The following is an 18,374-nucleotide window of genomic DNA, read 5'->3' as shown; positions in this document are numbered from 1 at the left end:
CGTGTAGTCTCGGATGATGACGATGCGCCGCTCGTCGCCGCATCGACCGCCTCGAAGGGCGCGTCGGTCGTCCCCGGTAGCCCGTACCGACGGGCGTCGTCGTTTCCAAACCGAAGAGGAACGCGCGCTACCGCGCCGAGCCGTCGTCCTGCGGGGACAGATCGTACGCGTGCGGCAGCAGTTCGGTGTACACCGGTTCCGATCTGCTTCGAGCCCGGAAATACCGTCCCGTCGGGATGAATGCAGGCGTCGTCATTCGCCGCCGAAGAACTCGGTCGAGACCGTCTCGCGTTCGACGGTCCCGGTGTCGGTTCGAGGAAGCGGTTCGGTCGCCACTGCGTACTCGCGCGGGCGTTTGAAGTTCGCGAGCTGGTCGTGGTCCTTGCAGAACTGGTCGAGGTCGTCGACGTCGACGTCTCCACTTTCGGTGTAGATGACGCACCCGACGCGGTGGCCCCAGCGTTCGTCTTCGACGCCGACGACGACGGCTTCGTCGATCGAGTCGTGCGTTTCGACGATACCTTCAACGTCTTCCGGATAGACGTTCTCGCCGCCGCTGACGATCATATTATCGACGCGGCCGACGATGTACAGGTAGCCGTCCTCGTCGACCGTCGCGCAGTCGCCGGTTCGGAGCCAGCCATCGACCAGCAGGCGGTCGGTCTCCTCGGGACGGTCTAAGTACCCGTCGCACATTCCCGGATTCCGCATGAGTATCTCGCCCGTCTCGCCAGGATCGACGGTTGCGGTCGGATCAGGATCTTCGTCGGGTTCGGCGGCTTCCACGACCCGGAGTTCGCACGTGAACGACTCGGTGCCGATCGTTCCCGGGTGGTCCTCCTGGGCGGAGGGGTGTGCGAACGTCAGGTTGGGCCCGCCTTCGGTCAGCCCGTAGGTGTTGTACACGCCCTCGGTCAAGTACTCGGCAGCCTTCTCGATGAGTCCGTCCGTGACGATCGAGCCGCCGGTGCGGATGTACGAGAGCGTCTCGATGTCGTACCCCGCGTCGGCCTGCGTGTCCGCAAGCGCGTGTAACTGCGTCGGAACCGCGAGCATTCCCGTCACGTCGTGTTCCTCGATGAGTTGGAGCGCCTCGTCCGGATCGAAATCGGACTGGACGACCATCGTCGCTCCGGCTTGGATGTGCGGAAGGATCCAGGCGTCGGAGGTGACCATGTGATACCACGGCGTCGTCACCAGCGCCGTGTCCGTCTGTTCGATCCCCATCTCCATGACGACTTGCGTGCTGCCGTACCACAGCTGTTCCTGGTCGAACAACACGGCCTTCGGCGTGCTCGTCGTCCCGCTCGTGTAGAAGACGCCGTGTTCGCCCTCCGGCTGCGGTTCGACCGGCTCGGTCGAGGCGTCTGCGAGGAGTACGTCGTAGTCGATAACGCCGTCGCGCTCGATCGATTTCTCGCCGGCGTGTATCGCCCGCTCGAACGGGACGCGGTCGAGTACCGATAGCGCTTTTTCGGCGTTCACATCGTCGAAGAGGAGAACGCCCGCATCGGTCGGCTCGAGCATCGACGCCAGTGCGCCGGGGCTCTCCCGAAACGGGAGTTGGACGTTTCCGACCCCCCGCTTCTGGCTCGCGAGCATCGCTTCGATCGCCGCCGGCCCGTTGACCGCAAGCGTTGCGAGCCGCCGGCCCGGGGCGCGCTCGGCCAACGCGTTCGCCAGCCGCGTCGTGCGGTCGTCCAGCTCCCCGTACGTCTGCGACCGTCCACCCTCGGTGATAATCGCCGTCTTCGACGAGTGACACCGGACCGTTCTCTCGAACGCGTCTCTGAGATTCTGATTCATCCGCTTACGTGTGGGAGGGGATACCGAAGGTATTAATAATTATGGTGTCGCGATTCGTTGCCGCTCGGCGTGCTGCTTCGGACAGCGTTCCGAGCTTCCAAAAGCGTCCCACCCGCACGATTCGGCCCGATTTCGTCGGTTAATGTCTTTACCCGCTCGATCAGGCGACGGATGCGGCTGTCACCCGTACACCAGTCGCAGTTCGATGTCGTCGACCGCTTCGAGCAGGCGCTCGGCTAGGTCGTCTTCGATTCGTTCCTCCGTAACCCGGTTTGCGGCACCCGCGATGGTGACGGCCGCGACCGGCCGGCCGTCGGTGATGACCGGCGATGCGATCGCGTGCAGTCCTCGAAGGTCCTCCTGTGCGTTCATCGCGTAGCCGCGGTCTCTAACCTCCGCGAGTTCGTCGAGCAGGGTCTCGCGATCGGTGATCGTGTTCTCGGTTTGTGCCGGCAGTCCGTGGCGGTCGATAATCGACGAGACCTCGTCGTCGGGGAGGTGAGCCAGGATCGCCTTGCCGGCCGAGTTCGCGTGTAAGTAGACCCACGTGCCGATCGTCGAGTCGAAGGTGAACGCCTCGTTGTGGGCAACGCCGTAGATGAACATCCCCATCCCGTTTTCGTGGACGATGAGCCAGGCCGCCTCGTTCGTCTCGGCTGCGAGCTTGTCGACTCGATTCTTGGCGGCGTGATAGACCTCGTACTGGTTCCGAACGTGGACGCCGGCGGTGAAAAACTGGAGTCCGAGCCGATACTGGCCGTCCGCTTTGACCACGTACCGGTGGCGTTCGAGCGCCACAAGGTGTTTGTGAACGGTGCTCTTTGCGAGATCGAGCTGATTGGCGAGTTCGGTGACGCCTGCGCCGTTCGTTCCCTTCAGGCATTCGATGATGGCGAACAGTGTCTCGTCCGATTTGATGGATCGTCCATCGATATCACGATTTTCCATAGGAATTCTTTCTGTCGCATCTATATAAGAGATGTTCAAGACTTCTAGTAGATCGGTCCGGGAAACAAATCTCGCTTGTTCGCTGTGACGAAACGGAGTGGTTGGCCTCTCAACAGTATTTCGTCGCGATACGATTACAGATGTACTAGTGTAAAATACGCTGCGAAACTCGCGCCAACAGTTCACGGACCCAATATGAACTCGTTGCACGGGATTCTCAGCGGATGGGGAAGTCCTAAATTATAGATCGTCTAGGATAGAGAATGCGTTTCCTGAGAGCGAACGACCTGTGTGGTCTGAACCCGTGGCACAATCCGGCGTGTCCACACGAGTCGCTATCACAACAGCGGTGTGTGGCCGCTCGGTCGACCACAATGTATAAGATATGGTGATGTGATAGCACACCTGTAATGGTGTCAGCGTCGGTAACACAGCTAGTGGAATTTGCGATCGACGGGATCACACAGGGGCTCGTCCTGGCCCTGCTCGGACTCGGAATCACGATCGTGTTCGGACTCGGTGGCGTGCTCAACCTGTCGATCGGGGTCTTTTCGGCGATCGCGGTCGTCATCGCGATCGAACTCCTCGGGATCACGTCGAGTCTCCCGCTCTCGATCGTCCTCGCCGTCGTCGCCGTCACTGGACTCGGCCTGGTCGTCGACAAGTCGCTGCTCTCGTTCGTCTACCGATCCGAGGGTGAAGAGCGGGTGTTGCTCGGGATTTTCGTCACGCTCGGGTTGGCAACACTTCTCGATGGGCTGCTCGTTATCGCTCGTCCGTCGTCGTACTCGCTCTCCGTCGGCGTTCCGTCGACGACGGTCCTCGGTGCACAGATACGCGGTTCCTCGATCGCGATTATTGTAATCAGTCTCGCCGTGTTCGCGGGGCTGTATTACTTCTTCCGCCGAACGTATCTCGGACGGGCGACGAGGACGGTTCTACAGGACGAGACCGGAGCGGTTCTCTGCGGAATCAGCCCGCGAAAGATGCGAACGCTCGTGTTCGTGCTTAGCGCGTCCATCGCGGCGGTTGCGGGGATTCTCTACAGCTTCACCCAGCAGGTCGGTGCAGCGGAGGGATTCGAGCTGACGATCCTGGCGCTGATCGTGTCCATCGTCGGCGGCGTGACGAGCATCGTCGGTGCGGTCGCAGCGGGACTCGTCCTCGGCCTCATTGCCACGTTCACGAGCGCGTACGTCGGCGCGTACGTCGCCGAAATCGCACTGTTCGCGGCCGCGATCATCGCACTGCTGCTCCAGCCGGAGCAGGTCGCATAACGAACTCGGTACACACGGACACTGGAATACCAATGATACACGCACTACTCACGCGCGTCGGTGGCACTGATTGGGAGACAATTCGGTTACCGCTCGTCCTGGGACTACTCGCACTCGTTCCCCCGGTCGTCTTCCGCGAGGGTGCGACGTACGTTTCCCGACTGATTATCCTGGCGGCGATTTTCGCGACGCTCGCGATGGCGCTCAACATCGTCTTCGGACACACGGATCAACTGTTCCTGTTCGTTGGCGCACTGACTGGAATCGGCGCGTATACTACCGCGCTCTCGGCAGAGGCATTCGGCGTCTCGCCGTGGGCGACGCTCCTCATCGGTGCCGTCCTGACCGGCGTAATCGGTGCGCTCGTCTGTTACGTCGCGGCGAGGCTCCAGTTTACCGTCATCCTGATCGCCATCTTGACCCTCGCGCTGCAGTTTGCGGTCATCGAGTTCTTCGTCGGTGCCCGCGACATCACCGGCGGGAGCACCGGGCTCATCTTCTCGGGCCTGGGATTCGAGTCGCTCCAGGAGGGGTTCGGCATCCACGAGCACGTGATCCTCTATTACCTCGTGCTCGCGCTCCTCGGCGCGACGTTCGCCTTCTACGAGTGGCTTCGCAACTCGACGTACGGATTGGCCTTCGACGCGATCCGACAGGACGAGGTCGCCGCCGAATCGATCGGCGTCGACGTGGTCCGGTACAAGGTTCTCGCGGGGTTCACCAGCGCCTTCATCATCGGGCTCGTCGGTCCGCTGTACGCGCAACTGGAGGGATTCGTTATCCCCGGCCTGTTCGAGTTCCAGGTGATCGACGTGCTCGTCCTGATCATCCTCATCGTCGGCGGGATGCGGACGCTCCTCGGGCCACTCGTTGGGGCCGGACTCGTCATCTGGATCGATGAGGGGCTGGCGTCCACGGGAGAGTGGCGAACGGTGATCTTCGGCGCACTCCTGATCGTCCTCTTCCTCTATTTCCGACAGGGCGTCGTCCCGTTCGCGGACCGCATCCTGAACGATCGATTCCGAACTCGCGAGCGGATCGCGACGTGGCGTGAAAGCTAGCGAGAAGGGGCACAACCCCCGTCATCTCCCGTCAGCTCTCCTGCGCATTTTCTCGACCACAGCAGGGCACGCATGTGACCGCGACTCCCGTCCCAAAAAGAGACCAGTATCGACAGTCCCCATTGAAAGTCACTGTACACCCGATCTCACGAGAGCTGTACGATCGGTGTGAAGTGTTTCAGTTGCACTATAGCCGTCCTGGGCTACCATTCCGTCGGATCGATCGCCGAGAGGGAATCCGTCCGGTAGACCTCGTGCAGATCGAAGTCGCCGTCCGGATAGTACGCCGGTGCCTGCATCTCGAACCCGCTCCAGATCAGCGAGTAGTTGTCCAGCTCACCCCACTCCGTATACTGGACCGGTTCGGCGTAGATCGTGTCGAACTCGAGTTGGCGCGTTCCCGCTGCAACGTCCTGTGGATCGGCCGACTCCTGTTGGCGCATCGCCTCCGCGATCAACTGCACTGTGACGTATCCGGCCGCCTGCGTCGGGCCGAAATAACCGCCCGTCTCCTCGTAGAACCGGTCGGCGATCTCCCGGTACTCCTCGGAGTACACGTCCGGAAGGTGACCGAACGTGAACCCGTTCGCGACGGCGTCCCCGATCCCGTTGTAATTCGTCTCCGGCGGGTCGACGGCCCCGGTCATCAGTTCGGGTTCGAGCCCGACCTCCATCATCTGACTGAACATGTCGTTCAGTCCCGGCGGATGCCCCGAGCCGACCAGCACGTCCAGATCGCTCGGCATATCGCGGAGGTACGGCGCGAAATCGCTCTCCCCCTGCGGTGCCGTCCGCATCGTGAGGTCGATATTGTCTGGGAAGGTTTGCTCGATGGCTTCCTCGGCTGCGATCCCCCACGCGTAGTCGGCGTTGATCGCCCCGATCGTCTCGTACCCGTTGTCTTCGATGATGTCCGCGACCGCCTGGATGAACGCCGGCGCGGGCGGCAGCGCCGTCCGGAACGTGTAGCTCGAGTTCCGCGAGAGAATCTCGATGTCGCCCGACGTGTGCAAGAACAGCGGCACCTCGAGTTCTTCGGCGTTCTCCGAGGTCAGCACTCCCACGTCGCTCGAGACCGGGCCGACGGCGGCGACGGCGTCCTCAGTTTCGACGAGCCGGTTGAGGATCGTCACCGCCTCGCTCGGTTCCGATCCGGTGTCCTCCGCGATATGTTCGAGTTCCTGATCGAGGATGCCGCCGTCGGCGTTGATCTCCTCGATCGCGAACTCGATTCCCGCCGTGTGGGCGTCTCCGTACAGGGCAAACGGTCCCGAGTGGGGCTGTAGCCCCGCAATAGTGTGTGTATCGCCGCCCCCGCTCCCGCCCATGCACCCGGCCATAAGTCCGATCCCGACGCCGGCACCGGTCGATTTCAGCACCGTTCGACGCTGTATTCGGTGTAATCCCGTCTCTGGCATTTGTACCACGGTACCAACTCACACTTACCATCCTTCAATCTTTTTGTCGCCGGTCCGCTCGCGAGTGAGTTCGAGCCTGCTTGCGGCACTCATGGGACGCCGTCGGCCCGGTTCGGGGACCGCTGCGTGCTAGCCGCGGAGATACGCCTCCACGACGTGGTCGCTCTGGAGTAACTCCGACCCCGTTCCCTCGGCGGCGATGCGCCCGTTCTCTAGCAGGTAGGCCCGGTCCGCGAGTTCGAGCGCCCGATCGACGTGTTGCTCGACGAGCAAGACGGTCACGTCCGTACTGATCTCCTCGATCTTCTCGAACACCCGCTCGGCGAGTTGCGGGGCGAGCGCACCGGACGGTTCGTCCAGCGCGAGGATGTCGGGTTGTGCCATCAACCCGCGGCCGATCGCGAGCATCTGCTGTTCGCCGCCGCTTAACGTCCCCGCCTTCTGCTCGCGGCGCTCCTCGAGAACGGGAAACATCTCGACGACCTCCGCGTGCGTCTCCTCGAACTCGTCGCGGTGTTTGTACGATCCCATCCGCAGGTTTTCGGCGACCGTCATCTCGTCGAAGAGATTTCGCTCCTCGGGCACGTGGACGAAGCCGAGGTCGACGATCTCCTCGGCGCGACGGGTCGAGATATCCGAGCCGAGAATCTCGATCGTCCCGGCGGACGGCTCGAGCAGGCCCGAGAGCGTTCTGAGCAGCGTCGTCTTGCCCGCGCCGTTCGGACCGACCAGCGTCACGACCGAATCCGACTCCTCAATTGCCATCGACGCATCCCAGAGCACCTGCAGATCGCCGTAGGAGACGTCGATTCCGTCGACCTCGAGCAGCGTCATACCTCCACCCCGCCGAGGTACGCCTCGGCAACCTGTTGATCGGACTGCACCTCCGCGGGCGTTCCGTCGGCGATCTTCGCGCCCTGATTGAGAACGATGATCCGATCCGTCGCACCCATGATCGCATCGACGATGTGCTCGATCCAGAAGACGGAGATTCCGTGCTCGGAACGGATGCGCTCTAACGTCTCCGTCAGCGTCTCGAGTTCAGTCGGCGTGAGGCCGCTGCCGATCTCGTCGACGAGGACGAACGCCGGCTCGGTCGCAAGCGCCCGGGCGAGTTCGAGCAGTTTCCGGTCCGCGATGTTGAGTTCGCCGACCGAGTCGTGGGCCTGCTCGTCGAGGCCGATGAACTCGAGCAGTTCGTAGGCCCGCGTTTCGGCGCGGGCTTTCGAATCGCCGTTGCCGAAGACGGCGCCGATGGCGACGTTCTCGACGACGGTCGCCTCGTCGAACGTCCGCGCCGTCTGGAAGGTCCTGGCAACGCCGGCCCTCGCGATTTCGTGTGGTTTGCTGCCGGTAAGCTCCGTCTCGTCCAGGACGATCGTCCCCTCGGTAGGCGGATGGACGCCCGTAATCGCGTTGAACAGCGTCGTCTTGCCGGCTCCGTTCGGCCCGATCAATCCGACGATCTCCTCGTCACCGATCTCGAAAGTTACGTCGTCGACGGCGACCAGCCCGCCAAACGATTTGCTAACGCTCGTCACCCGAAGCATGCTCTGCGCTTTCGACGCATCCGTCATAAATGATGTGGTAACGAAACGCACGGCCGTGGCGACGGAACGGTGACGACCGCTCGCCGAAACGCACCGCTTCCGACGAATCCGTTCCGGGGTTCGCCTCACCGGTCTGGGACACGGTTTCGTCGTGCTACGAACGCACTCGTCACCGGCCCACGGTCTCATCGTCCAAATTCGCTCGTCCACGGTCGTCTCAGTGGGACGACTCAGTCGGCAACGCCGTCGAGAGCAGTTCTGAGTTCGTTGGGGACCGGCACGCCGCCGTCGCCGTCGACGGGAACGCAGACGCGGTGTTCCGTCCCGCTGAAGACGACGGTCTCGTCGTGCGTGGCTCGGTATTCCAGTTGCACGCTCGATTCGCCGACCGTCGGCGTCAGTTCGATCTCGACGTCGTCGCCGGCTTCCACCTGGCCCGTGAAGTCGAAATCCATCGAGACGAGCGGGAGCCCGATCCCGTGTTCGTCGGTCAGTTCCCAGAAGGGCCAGCCGATCGATTCCATGAACATATCCGAAGTCTCGTGAATCGCATCGATCATCCGCGGGTAGTGTGCGATGCCGAACGGATCCGTATCCGAGAATCGAACCGTCCACGTTCGTGTGAAACTCATGTGGTGTCTCGTACCGAGAGGGTCGAGTCCTATAAGAATTCTCGAACGCCGCCGACGGATCAGTCCGTCCTCGGACACTGGTACCCACCCCCTCGTTCGGTTCGCCCCGGTGACGGCAGCCGCCCACCTCAACCGACAATAGTTATGTATCGGCGCGTTCACGTTTCTTTTCATGGGTGACGATCACAATTCACATGGGACGTCTGCACCCGAACCTGAACTCGAGCGCGTTCTCGGGTTGACCGTCGAGGTCGAAGAACCGATCGAGATCGGCGAGACGGGCGACGGACACCGCCGCATCATCCCGATTAGCGGCGGTACAGTGACGGGGCGGTGTAACGGACGAGTGCTGTCGGCCGGCGCGGATTACCAGCTCTTTCGCGCCGAACGGCCGACGGAGTTGGTAGCGAAGTACGCCTTCGAAACCGACGACGGTTCGCGGGTGTACGTGGAAAATCGCGGCATCCGGCGGGCTCCGTCGGAGGCGAGCGAACGGCTCCGCGACGGCGATCCGGTCGATTCCGATGCCGTCTACTTTCGCTCGGTGCCGTCGTTCGAAACCGTCGACCCGGAACTAGACTGGCTCACGCGGCACGTCTTCGTCGCCGCCGGAACACGCCAGCCGACAGGCGTCAGGCTGGTTGTGTATCGCGTCGGATAGCCGTTTTCTCTCGTCCGCGTGAGGCTTGTTTTTCCGCGATAGCGCCCGCAGCGTCGGTATTTTCACCGGCAATACGGTGTCCACTGATGAACCGGATAGTGTGATTTACCCCAGGCCGTAACGAGTTCAGGGAGCCGACCAGTTCTGACAGTTCGAGGTCGGCAGTAACCCGTTCGTGAGCGGGTACCGATCTGTGGTCTCCGTCGGTCAGGTCCACGCGAGGAGCCGGCCGCGAAGGTATCGCAGCCCGCGGTCGAGGGTGAATCCCACGATCATAATTGCGATGAGCGATGCGTACACCTGCGCCGACTCGAACGACCGGACGCCCTGGATTTCGAGGTGGCCCAGCCCGCCGCCGCCGGCGACCATCTCGAAGACGAACGTGACGATCAGCGCGATCGGCAGCGCGATTTGCACGCCCGAGATGATCCCTGGTGCTGCCGCCGGAACGACGACCCGTCGGAGCAGTCGGCGATCCGAGGTACCCATCATTCGCGCCGACCAGACGAGGTTCTCGTCGACCTCGCGGGTTGCGTTGCGGGCGTTGATCGCGACCGGCCAGAAGCAGCCGACGGCGACCAGCATGATCTTCGGCAGGTCGCCGGTTCCGAACCAGAACATGAAGACGGGAACGAGCGCGATCACCGGCACCGGGTAGCCGACCTCGATGATCGGGTCCCAGAACCAGCCCATGATGCGGTTTCGGGCGGCGAGCACGCCGACGACGATACCGAGGAGACACGCGAGCAGGAGACCGGCCATCGCCCGGCGGAACGTCAGGTACGCGTGTTCGAGCATCGTGCCGTCGGCAGTCAACTCGTAGAACGTAGCCAGCACGTCCGATAACGGCGGCAGGAAGTAGGAGTGGACCATGTCGTACTGCGCGACGAACTCCCACAGGAGCAACAGCAGTACGAGCGAGTAGATCGATTTGGCGGCGGCGATCGCATCGTTGCGATCGAGGCCGACCGTTCTGGTCACGTCCATGTGACCACCCGCCGTTCGAGCCACTCGTAGCCGCGGACGGCGACGAATGCCGTCCCGGAGATGACGACGAGGACGGCGAACATCGACGTGTAGTTTCCGATCTGTCCGTGCCGCAGGATTTCGAAGCCGACGCCGCGGTTCGAGGCGATGAGTTCGGCGCTGACCAGCGCGATGAACGCGATCGGGATCGCCTGTCGAATCCCGGTGAGGATACTCGGTATCGTCGCCGGGACGACGACCTTGATCGGGAGTTTCCACGTGGGCATTCCCATCATCCGCGCCGACCAGAGCAGGTTTCGATCGACGTTTCGCGCGGCGTTGTAGCTGTTCAGGACGATCGGAAGCAAACAGGCGAGGAAGACGATCAGGATCGCCGTCTCCGTGCCGACGCCGAGCCAGAGGATCGCAAGCGGCACGAGTGCGGCCTTCGGGACGGGGTAGATCAGCGCCAGGAACACCTCGAAGAAGTTCTCGATCGGCTTCACGCGGGCCATTCCGACGCCGAGTGCGACGCCGACGACGATGCTCAGGCCGAGTCCGACGCCGATCCGGTAGAGCGACACCTGCAAGTGCGGGAGGATCCGTCCGGAAACGAGCAGTTCCCACGAGACCGCGAAGACGGCGGACGGCGGCGGGAGTATCTCGCTCGAAACGACGGTGCCACTCGCCAGTTCCCACAGTCCCGCGACGATCGCGATCGGAATCCACTCGAAGACGAATCGGACGATCCGTCTGAGCGGATTCGGTATCGTTTCCGCAACCGTCTCCAGTCGGAAGTCGGCGTACGACATGCGCTCAGCGTTCTCCCCCGGGCGTCGTTTCTTCCCGGAGCGATTGCCACACGTCGTTCTTCGTGGCAGTGTACTCGTCGGACAGAACGAGTTCTTCGCGGGGCTGCGTGCGGTCCAGGTCGATACCGACGGTGGTCTTTTTGGTCCCCGGGTGGCGGGTCATGATCAGCACGCGTTCGGAGAGATACACCGCCTCCTCGACGTCGTGGGTGATGAAGATGACCGTCTTTTCGAGGTCGCGCCAGATGTCGATGAGGTGGTCCTGGAGGGATTCGCGTAGCGGCTGATCGAGCGCGCCGAAGGGTTCGTCCATCAGGAGGATCTTCGGATCGTACGCGAGCGTTCTGGCGAGCGCGACGCGCTGTTTCATCCCGCCGGACAGCTCTTTCGGGTACTTGTCCTCGAAGCCGTCGAGATCCATCATGTCGATGAACCGCTGGGCGGTCGCCCGACGCTCTTCCTTGCCGACGCCCTTTTCTTCGAGTCCGTACGTGACGTTTCCCATGACCGTTCGCCACGGAAAGAGCGCGTAGTCCTGGAAGACGACGCCGCGGTCGGTCCCGGGGCCGTCGATCGGGTCGCCGTCGACGGCGATCGTTCCCGTCGTCTGTTCGAGAAAGCCGGCGACGAGATAGAGTAGCGTACTCTTGCCACAGCCGCTCGGACCGACAACGCCGAGGAACTCGCCGCTCGGAACCGTCACCGAGAAGTCCTCGATCGCCGTCGTTCGTTCGTCTCCCGATTCGTACACCTTTTCGAGTTCGGTGATCGTCACGTGTCCGTCAACCATCGTCTCGTATGTCGATTCTGCGTTCGGGGGGTGGCGCTGTCGGTGGGCCTGCGTTCGATTCATGGTCTGATCTCGTGGTCCTCACGGGAGGTATTCGTTGGTCGCGTACTCCTCGACGTCGAACGTGTCGTCGGTGAACCCCATGTCGTGCATCTCGTCCATCGCGTACTGGAGGCGCTCGGTATCGATCTCGATATCGTCCCGATAGTAATCCGCCTCGGTCAGGAAGAACGAATCGACTAACGGTTCGGGAAGCTCGAAGTGGTCGCTGGCCAGGGAGACAACCTCGTCCCGGTTCTCGAACATGTAGTCGACGACTGTAACGTAGTCTTCCATCCACGACCGCACGGCCGACTCTTTCTCTTCGAGAGCGGTGTTCGAGGCGACGATGTACGCGAACGGATACGCCTCGTCCCAGACGTCCTGGCTGGAAAACACCTCATTGAAGCCGTTGTCTCGAGCCTGGGGCGCGAACAGCGCGGGGTAGATCGCGACATCGAAGATACCGTCTTCGAGACCGGCCGTGAACGTCGGGAAATCCTGCTCGACGAACTCGACGTCTTCGTCGGGATCGAGTCCGAGGTCGAGGAGTTGGCGCTGGTACACCGAGTGAATGCCGGTTCCCAGAGCGTTGACGCCAAGCGTCGCTCCCTCCATATCCGCCGGTTCGGTAATGTCCGAGTCGCCGTGCGAGAAGATCGTGAACCCGTAGTGGTCCGCGTGAGCGTCCCAGAAGTCCGTCGCGAGCATCGTGATGTTTCCGGGGACGGCTTCCTGCATCACCGCGGAGGCGTAACTCACCGTCGTCACGAGACAGAGATCGGACTCCCCGGCTGCCAGCGCGTTCAACGAATCCGGAGTGCTCGAGTTCTGCGAGACGTCGAGTTCGTACTCCGCACCGATGTTGTCGAGTTGGTCCTGGATGTCGGGGATATCCAGCAAGGAACCCAGGTTCTCGACCGGGACGGTGAAGTTGAATCCGAGCGTCCCATCACCGCTTCCCCCGCCGAGACAGCCGGCCAGTCCGGTCAGGCCGACGGTGGCTGTGGCCCCACTCTTGAGGAATGTCCTCCTGTCACGTGGTAGCATACACCTCTCAATTCTCGTAAGGTGGTAAAAAGATTGTGATCAACCGGCACTCACGACGCCGGGCACGGATCGCCGATTCGGTCGGCGAAAGAGGCGATAACCATGCGGCGGGCTTTCGTCGCTCGGCGGTCCATCGGGCCGCGCCTTGTCGTCATGAAACTGCGTCTTGCACTCGTGTAACTGCCGTTGAGAATCAGTCGCAAAGATTTATACGGCTGATGGAGCCATGTTGAGGCGTACTATGGACGACAGCCCACGAACAGTGCCTCCAGCAGCGGCCGACGTCGGCGTCGATCCGCTCTCGCAGGGGGATCTAGAGATCGAAACGTACCGCGTGGTACGTTCCGACGGCTCGTTCGCCGCCGAACGAGTTCCGGATCTCGACGACGAGGCCTTCCGCGATCTCTACCGCTGGATGCTTCTGCAACGCATCTACGACGAGCGAGCGACGAAACTCCAGCGACGCGGCCGCCTCGGGACGATCGCGTCAGGCCACGGCCAGGAGGCCAGCATCATCGGCAGCGGCTACGCACTCTCGCGCGACGACTGGATCTTTCCGTACGGCCGCGAGGCCGGCGCGTTGTTGTTACACGGTCTCTCGATGCGCGACCTGCTGTTGTACTGGCGAGGCATCGAAGACGCCTCGCGAATGGAGGGGGCGAACGTCTTCGGCATGGCCATCTCGATCGGGTCGCACATCCCGCTTGCGACCGGCAAGGCCTGGGGACTCGAACTCGACGGCGAGGACGCCATCGCGTTCGCGAATCTCGGCGACGGGGCGACCTCGACCGGCGCGTTCCACGAGGGGCTGAACTTCGCCGGCGTCCTCGGTGTCCCGGCCGTATTCTTCTGTCAGAACAACCAGTACGCGATCTCGCTGCCGTTTGACGAACAGACGAACGCCGAGACGGTCGCCCAGAAGGCCCTGGCGTACGGCGTCGACGGCATCCGCGTCGACGGGAACGACGTGCTTGCGGTCTACAACGCGGTCTCGGCGGCTCGCGAACGCGCCCTCGAGGGAGCGCCGGTTCTGGTCGAAGCCGTCACTTACCGGCGCAGCGCGCACACGACGAGCGACGATCCGACGCGGTATCGCTCCGGCGACGAGGTCGACGAGTGGGAGGAACGCGATCCGTTAGCGCGATACCGGGCGTTCTTGGAGCAGACCGGACGCTGGGGCGCGATCGACGAGGACACGATCCGCGAGGAGGTCGAGGCGGAGTTCGACGAGGCGGTCGACGCCGCCGACGCCGTCGAAGAACGCGGCATCGACGAACTCTTCGCGTACCTCCACGAGGAGATGCCGCCCGAGTTGGAGCGCCAACTCGAGGAATTGCGCGACCTGCTGGAGGAGCGACCGGACATGTACGAGTTCATCGAACAGCGGCCGAAGGGGTGATGTCATGAACGCAACAATCATCGATGCGATCAACGACGCACTGCACACGGAGATGCGAAACGACGACCGGACGCTGGTCTTCGGGCAGGACGTTGCCGAGTCCGGCGGCGTCTTTCGGGCGACGGACGGGCTCTTAGCGGCGTTCGGGTCGGATCGGGTCCTCGATACGCCCCTCTCGGAGATCGCGATCGTCGGTAGCGCGGTCGGCCTGGCGACTCACGGGTTCCGACCGATCGCGGAGATTCAGTTCTCCGGCTTTCTACCGCCGGCGTTCGACCAGTTGGTCACGAACGCCAGCCGGATTCGCTGGCGAACGCGCGGCGAACTCACCGCGCCGATGGTCGTTCGGACGCCCTACGGGGCCGGCGTCAGGGCGCTCGAACACCACTCCGAGAGTCTGGAGGGAGCGTACGGCCACGTTCCGGGGCTTACGGTCGCGATCCCGTCGACGCCGCACGACGCCAAGGGGATGCTCATCAGTGCCATTCGCGATCCCGATCCGGTTCTGTTCATGGAGCCGAAACACGTCTATCGTTCGCTGCGCGAGGACATCCCCGAGGGAGACTACACCGAGCCGCTCGGCGAAGCGGCGATCCGGCGGGAAGGCGAAGACGTGACCGTCGTCTCGTGGGGTGCGATGATGCACAAGACGCTCGAGGCCGTCGACAACCTCGACGGCGTCGACGCCGAGGTGATCGACCTGCGGACGATCTCCCCGCTCGACCGGGAGACGGTCACCGAGTCGGTTCGAAAGACCGGCCGCTGCGTCGTGGTCCACGAGGCGGCCAAGACGGGCGGGTTCGCCGGCGAACTCGTCGCGACGATCAACGACGAGGTCTTGCTGTATCTGGAAGCGCCGATCGAGCGCGTGACCGGCTTCGACATCCCCGTTCCGCTGCTCTCGATGGAGGACTATTACGTTCCGCACCCGCCGCGGATCGAGGAAGCGATCACGAAAACCGTCTCCTACTGACGCGACTCGAGCAAGAGCAGTGCCGCGACGACGCCGTCGTACGCCGACGGAATCTCGACGAGCGTTTGTCGGTCTCGACTTCCGCGACCAGTTGCCCTTTCTCGACGGAATCGCCCGGTTCGACGAGCCAGGCGACGAGTTCACCCGCCGCGATCCCTGCTGTGTCGATGGGTAGGAGGATCGCTGGCAGTCAGTTCCGGCCAGCCGCGGGTCGGTTTGCGGTTTCGTCGGTCAATTGTTACAGCAGGCCGTCTGAAACAGTTGCCACGGACGAATAGCTATTAGTACATTGCGAACAGTCTATCGTGTACAATGACAACGAGCGACACGAAACCGGAAACACCCGTGAAAACGGCACAGACGACGTTTCGAATCGTCGAAGCGCTCAAAGAACTCGACGGGGCGACCGTAACGGCGATCGCCGACCGACTCGAGCTGCCAAAGAGCAGCGCCTACAACTATCTCAAAACGCTGGAACACGAGGGCTACGTCGTCAGTGACGGCCGGACGTACGAACTCGGCCTTCGGTTCCTCGACCTCGGGGCGTACGCTCGAACGCAAAAGAAGCTGTACGACGTCGGCAAACCCGAACTCAGAACCGTCGCCGACGAGACCGGTGAACTGGCCAATCTCCTCGTCGAAGAGAACGGGTACGGTGTGTTCATCGTCCGAGAGCGAGGCTCGGATGCCGTCAGTATCGATTCCTACACCGGCCAATGCGTGCACTTGCATACGACGGCGCTCGGCAAGACCGTACTCGCCTATCTCCCGCCGGAGCGACGAGCACAAATCATCGACAGTCACGGTCTCCCGGCGAAAACGGACCGGACGATCACCGACCGGGAGTCGCTGCTCGACGAACTCGAAACGATCAGACAACAGGAGGTCGCGTACGACCGGGAAGAGCGTATCAACGGGTTACACTGCGTCGCAGTGCCCGTCTTTAGAGACGACCGGATCTCCGGTGCCATCAGCGTTTCCGGTCCGAGCAGCCGACTGGACGAGGACCGAATCCAGGAGTCGATCCTGCCGAAACTCCGCCATGCGGCGACGATTATCGAACTCAACCAGACGTACTCGTAGTCGATACGGTAATCCGCCGCCGGACCGGTCGCGTCCTCTCGACCCGCCACGTCACGAGCCGATGAACCGGCTGCTGTTCGATTCGGAACTCGCTGACCCTCGTTCGTGAAATACGAACCCCTGTTCGGCTACGGGTTCCTGATCGTCGCTCGAGTTCAACCCGCGGAAATGCGTTCACTTGCTGTGTTCCGTCTCTCACAGCCGAGACGACGCTGATACGGAGTATTACAACCATACCTATGTAAAAATATCCGTACCGAAACCGGAATCCTTTCCGATGATGCTTCGGTCGTCCAGAAGGAGTATTCGCTTCTGACGAATGCGTCGTTACCACGATAGCTGTGACGTCCGGCCCGCCTCCGGCCGCAACTGCCAGTAGATATTTAGTACTTGTTCAGCAAACAGGTCGTAATGGCTAGTACGAGTTTGTGCCCGCGCTCGGATCTCACACGCTCCGAGAGCGAGGATACGCGAACTGAAGCGGATCGGCTGCGAGAGGAACGGAACTTCTGGCGACACCTTTTCGACCAGTTAGTCGAAGAGTTCCCCGAACCGGTGTTGGTCGTTAACGACGACGGCGTCATCACCCACTGGAACGAGGAACACGCGGCGCTCACCGGGATCAGCCACGAGGGGGCGATCGGAGAGAAGGCGATCGACGTTATCGGGACCGATGGGGTCGACGAAACGCTGGCAGAAGAAATCGCCAGAACGGGCGAATCGGTCAGGGAGGACGATGTCCGATCCGGTCAGAACGATGGCGACGAGTGGCACATTCGCGCCGCTGGGACACCCCTCGAAGCTCCCGACGGCGACGTTATCGGCGCGTTCGAGTACGTGAGCATCGTTACCGATCTGGTCGAACAGCGCGAGGACGTAAAACGCGTGCAGGAATCGATCAGTGATACCGTCAACGGTGCGGTCGAAGAGTTGCTCGCCGCGAGCGAGACCACCGCTGAGACCAACGCCGAACTCGAAGCGTTCGCCGACGACCAGGTCGCGAACCTCGAATCGGTCCGCGACGAGATGGAATCGCTCTCGGCGACCGTCGAGGAAATCGCCGCCAGCGCCACCGAGGTCAGCGACCAGAGCTCGACCGCGGCCGAACTGGCCGACGAATCCAGGGCGGCGACCACGGAAATCGTCTCCTCGATCGACGAGGTTCGCGACGCGACGACGACGCTCGCCGAGAACAGTCGCCTCCTGGAAGACCGGGTCGAAGAAATCGATACGGTCGTCGATGTCATCGACAATATCGCGGACGAGACCAACCTACTGGCGCTGAACGCCAACATTCAGGCGGCACAGGCAGACACCAACGCCGCGGGCTTTCGCGTCGTCGCCAGCGAAGTCAAAGAACTCGCCGATCAATCGAAATCGGAAGTCGACACCATCGAAGACATCGTCGGAGAGATCCGAACCAACACCGCCGAAACCATCGAAAGCGTCGAAACGACGCTCGATCGCGTCGACGACGCCATCGAACACGCACGGGTCGTCGACGACAAACAGTCCGAAATCGAGACCGCAGCCACCGAGGCAGCCACCGGCGTCGATCAAATTGCCGACGCAACCGACGACCAAGCCGCAAGCGCCGAAGAGATCGCGAGCATGCTCGACTCGTCCGTCGACCAGATTCGGGACATCGCAACCGAGATCGAAACGCTCTCCGAAACCAACGACAGCCAGGCCGAACGCGTTCGCAACGTCCGCGATACCGTTCGTGAATTCGAAGCGGAACTGTAGCCACCGATCGCACCGTTGAGAAACTGTTCTACAAAAGGTATATATGCTATCCTACCACATAATTTCGTAATGGTGTCTGTGGGTAGACGATACGCCACCGTCCACGCCGGTACCACCGCGAGTCAACAACTCGCTGCAATCGCCTCGCCCAACGGCTCCACGG

17 protein-coding genes and 1 pseudogene are annotated in these 18,374 nt (G+C 62.3%); 7 read left to right on the top strand and 11 right to left on the bottom strand.

The genetic code is table 11. The annotated features are described in order from the left end of the window. Positions 1-252: 252 nt before the first annotated feature. Together SM755_RS19770 and SM755_RS19765 are read right to left on the bottom strand one after the other, a co-directional pair. Positions 253-1,806, bottom strand: a complete 1,554-nt coding sequence (locus SM755_RS19770; protein ID WP_323174164.1) for an AMP-binding protein — start codon at positions 1,804-1,806, stop codon at positions 253-255. 180 nt (positions 1,807-1,986) lie between these two features. Beyond that, complete coding sequence (locus tag SM755_RS19765) at positions 1,987-2,754, bottom strand: IclR family transcriptional regulator (protein WP_323174163.1); 768 nt, start codon at positions 2,752-2,754, stop codon at positions 1,987-1,989. Positions 2,755-3,191: 437 nt separating this feature from the next. Between SM755_RS19765 and SM755_RS19760 the strand changes: the two genes are divergently transcribed. Then, positions 3,192-4,031: a branched-chain amino acid ABC transporter permease gene (locus tag SM755_RS19760; RefSeq protein WP_323174162.1), complete on the top strand. Its 840-nt coding sequence runs from the start codon at positions 3,192-3,194 to the stop codon at positions 4,029-4,031. A gap of 32 nt (positions 4,032-4,063) precedes the next feature. Beyond that, positions 4,064-5,092, top strand: a complete 1,029-nt coding sequence (locus tag SM755_RS19755; protein ID WP_323174161.1) for a branched-chain amino acid ABC transporter permease — start codon at positions 4,064-4,066, stop codon at positions 5,090-5,092. A gap of 203 nt (positions 5,093-5,295) precedes the next feature. On the opposite strand, the gene SM755_RS19750 is transcribed toward SM755_RS19755, so the two are convergent. From SM755_RS19750 to SM755_RS19735, 4 genes are all read right to left on the bottom strand, one after another. After that, a complete protein-coding gene (locus SM755_RS19750) occupies positions 5,296-6,510 on the bottom strand; it encodes an ABC transporter substrate-binding protein (RefSeq protein ID WP_323174160.1) in 1,215 nt (404 codons plus the stop codon). A 129-nt stretch (positions 6,511-6,639) separates the two neighbouring features. Beyond that, positions 6,640-7,338, bottom strand: coding sequence for an ABC transporter ATP-binding protein (locus SM755_RS19745; RefSeq protein WP_342674268.1), 699 nt, complete (start codon positions 7,336-7,338; stop codon positions 6,640-6,642). Positions 7,339-7,340: 2 nt separating this feature from the next. Beyond that, positions 7,341-8,060 (bottom strand): ABC transporter ATP-binding protein, encoded by a 720-nt coding sequence (locus SM755_RS19740; RefSeq protein ID WP_323174158.1) that lies wholly within the window; start codon positions 8,058-8,060, stop codon positions 7,341-7,343. Positions 8,061-8,290: 230 nt separating this feature from the next. Continuing rightward, positions 8,291-8,692 carry an acyl-CoA thioesterase gene (locus tag SM755_RS19735; RefSeq protein WP_323174157.1) on the bottom strand — a complete coding sequence of 134 codons (402 nt, stop codon included), beginning with the start codon at positions 8,690-8,692 and terminating at the stop codon, positions 8,291-8,293. 172 nt (positions 8,693-8,864) lie between these two features. Between SM755_RS19735 and SM755_RS19730 the strand changes: the two genes are divergently transcribed. After that, positions 8,865-9,353: a DUF3237 domain-containing protein gene (locus SM755_RS19730; RefSeq protein WP_323174156.1), complete on the top strand. Its 489-nt coding sequence runs from the start codon at positions 8,865-8,867 to the stop codon at positions 9,351-9,353. A gap of 207 nt (positions 9,354-9,560) precedes the next feature. Here SM755_RS19730 and SM755_RS19725 read toward each other — a convergent pair whose 3' ends face one another. From SM755_RS19725 to SM755_RS19710, 4 genes are read right to left on the bottom strand one after another with little or no spacing between them, the layout of a single operon-like run. Further along, a complete protein-coding gene (locus SM755_RS19725; RefSeq protein ID WP_323174155.1) occupies positions 9,561-10,340 on the bottom strand; it encodes an ABC transporter permease in 780 nt (259 codons plus the stop codon). Then, entirely contained in the window at positions 10,331-11,131 is an 801-nt protein-coding gene (locus SM755_RS19720; protein WP_323174154.1) for an ABC transporter permease, read from the bottom strand. Before SM755_RS19720 ends, SM755_RS19725 begins: the two co-directional genes overlap by 10 nt. A 4-nt stretch (positions 11,132-11,135) precedes the next feature. Then, positions 11,136-11,984, bottom strand: coding sequence for an ABC transporter ATP-binding protein (locus SM755_RS19715; protein WP_323174153.1), 849 nt, complete (start codon positions 11,982-11,984; stop codon positions 11,136-11,138). Positions 11,985-12,002: 18 nt separating this feature from the next. Beyond that, positions 12,003-13,010 carry an ABC transporter substrate-binding protein gene (locus SM755_RS19710; protein WP_323174152.1) on the bottom strand — a complete coding sequence of 336 codons (1,008 nt, stop codon included), beginning with the start codon at positions 13,008-13,010 and terminating at the stop codon, positions 12,003-12,005. A 241-nt stretch (positions 13,011-13,251) separates the two neighbouring features. Between SM755_RS19710 and SM755_RS19705 the strand changes: the two genes are divergently transcribed. Together SM755_RS19705 and SM755_RS19700 are read left to right on the top strand one after the other, a co-directional pair. After that, entirely contained in the window at positions 13,252-14,409 is a 1,158-nt protein-coding gene (locus tag SM755_RS19705) for a thiamine pyrophosphate-dependent dehydrogenase E1 component subunit alpha (RefSeq protein ID WP_323174151.1), read from the top strand. 4 nt (positions 14,410-14,413) lie between these two features. Then, entirely contained in the window at positions 14,414-15,382 is a 969-nt protein-coding gene (locus SM755_RS19700) for an alpha-ketoacid dehydrogenase subunit beta (protein WP_323174150.1), read from the top strand. Between the two features lie 26 nt (positions 15,383-15,408). Here SM755_RS19700 and SM755_RS19695 read toward each other — a convergent pair. After that, positions 15,409-15,572 (bottom strand): annotated as a pseudogene (locus SM755_RS19695) (biotin/lipoyl-containing protein); the annotation flags it as partial. A gap of 122 nt (positions 15,573-15,694) precedes the next feature. Here SM755_RS19695 and SM755_RS19690 point away from each other — a divergent pair. Then, positions 15,695-16,465: an IclR family transcriptional regulator gene (locus SM755_RS19690; protein WP_323174149.1), complete on the top strand. Its 771-nt coding sequence runs from the start codon at positions 15,695-15,697 to the stop codon at positions 16,463-16,465. 411 nt (positions 16,466-16,876) lie between these two features. Further along, positions 16,877-18,211, top strand: a complete 1,335-nt coding sequence (locus tag SM755_RS19685) for a methyl-accepting chemotaxis protein (protein WP_323174148.1) — start codon at positions 16,877-16,879, stop codon at positions 18,209-18,211. The last annotated feature ends 163 nt before the right edge of the window (positions 18,212-18,374 follow it).

The organism is Natrialba sp. PRR66, assembly GCF_034808065.1.
GTDB lineage: Archaea > Halobacteriota > Halobacteria > Halobacteriales > Natrialbaceae > Natrialba > Natrialba aegyptia.
Note: the sequence above shows the minus strand (reverse complement) of the source record. Positions and strands in the feature narration are given on the sequence as shown.

Coding starts and splice junctions, on each gene's coding strand:
- SM755_RS19770 (WP_323174164.1), bottom strand. CDS start 1,806: ATGAATCAGAATCTCAGAGACGCGTTCGAGAGAACGGTCCGGTGTCAC.
- SM755_RS19765 (WP_323174163.1), bottom strand. CDS start 2,754: ATGGAAAATCGTGATATCGATGGACGATCCATCAAATCGGACGAGACA.
- SM755_RS19755 (WP_323174161.1), top strand. CDS start 4,064: ATGATACACGCACTACTCACGCGCGTCGGTGGCACTGATTGGGAGACA.
- SM755_RS19750 (WP_323174160.1), bottom strand. CDS start 6,510: ATGCCAGAGACGGGATTACACCGAATACAGCGTCGAACGGTGCTGAAA.
- SM755_RS19740 (WP_323174158.1), bottom strand. CDS start 8,060: ATGCTTCGGGTGACGAGCGTTAGCAAATCGTTTGGCGGGCTGGTCGCC.
- SM755_RS19735 (WP_323174157.1), bottom strand. CDS start 8,692: ATGAGTTTCACACGAACGTGGACGGTTCGATTCTCGGATACGGATCCG.
- SM755_RS19730 (WP_323174156.1), top strand. CDS start 8,865: ATGGGTGACGATCACAATTCACATGGGACGTCTGCACCCGAACCTGAA.
- SM755_RS19725 (WP_323174155.1), bottom strand. CDS start 10,340: ATGGACGTGACCAGAACGGTCGGCCTCGATCGCAACGATGCGATCGCC.
- SM755_RS19720 (WP_323174154.1), bottom strand. CDS start 11,131: ATGTCGTACGCCGACTTCCGACTGGAGACGGTTGCGGAAACGATACCG.
- SM755_RS19715 (WP_323174153.1), bottom strand. CDS start 11,984: ATGAATCGAACGCAGGCCCACCGACAGCGCCACCCCCCGAACGCAGAA.
- SM755_RS19710 (WP_323174152.1), bottom strand. CDS start 13,010: ATGCTACCACGTGACAGGAGGACATTCCTCAAGAGTGGGGCCACAGCC.
- SM755_RS19705 (WP_323174151.1), top strand. CDS start 13,252: ATGGACGACAGCCCACGAACAGTGCCTCCAGCAGCGGCCGACGTCGGC.
- SM755_RS19700 (WP_323174150.1), top strand. CDS start 14,414: ATGAACGCAACAATCATCGATGCGATCAACGACGCACTGCACACGGAG.
- SM755_RS19690 (WP_323174149.1), top strand. CDS start 15,695: ATGACAACGAGCGACACGAAACCGGAAACACCCGTGAAAACGGCACAG.
- SM755_RS19685 (WP_323174148.1), top strand. CDS start 16,877: ATGGCTAGTACGAGTTTGTGCCCGCGCTCGGATCTCACACGCTCCGAG.